Origin of the sequence: Streptomyces viridiviolaceus (assembly GCF_014650995.1) — a bacterium.
Classification (GTDB): Bacteria; Actinomycetota; Actinomycetes; order Streptomycetales; family Streptomycetaceae; genus Streptomyces; species Streptomyces viridiviolaceus.
This window is the reverse complement of sequence record NZ_BMWA01000153.1, coordinates 1-500: the sequence shown is the minus strand read 5'-3', so window position 1 is coordinate 500 and position 500 is coordinate 1. Positions and strand designations below refer to the sequence as shown.

The window sequence follows — 500 nt, the reverse complement described above, 5'->3', positions numbered from 1 at the left end:
ATTAAACGAAAACTTTTTGGCTTGGCTAACACCATTAGAGAGCAAGCCCTAGAAAGTGCGCAAAAATCCAGCGATATTTTAGGCGCTGTGGAGCGAGAAGTCTATGCGCTATTGAACGGCAGCACGATAGAGGGCTTTAGGGATATTAAAGAAGTGCTTGAAAGCACGATGGATCTTATTACAGAAAACCAAAGAAAAGGGAGTTTGGAAGTTACTGGCATACCGACTGGCTTTGTCCAATTAGATAATTATACGAGCGGTTTTAATAAGGGGAGTTTAGTCATTATAGGGGCAAGGCCGTCTATGGGTAAAACCAGTTTGATGATGAACATGGTCTTAAGCGCGCTCAATGACGATAGGGGGGTAGCGGTTTTTAGTTTAGAAATGTCTGCGGAGCAACTCGCTTTAAGGGCTTTATCGGATCTCACTTCTATTAACATGCATGATTTAGAGAGTGGGAGGCTTGATGATGATCAATGGGAAAATTTAGCCAAATGCTA

General features: G+C 42.4%; 1 protein-coding gene. It reads left to right on the top strand.

All coding sequences use genetic code 11. From position 1 onward, the window contains the following. Positions 1 to 21 precede the first annotated feature (21 nt). On the top strand, positions 22 to 500 hold a 479-nt coding region (locus IE260_RS43615; protein ID WP_506005126.1), incomplete at its 3' end, for a DnaB-like helicase C-terminal domain-containing protein.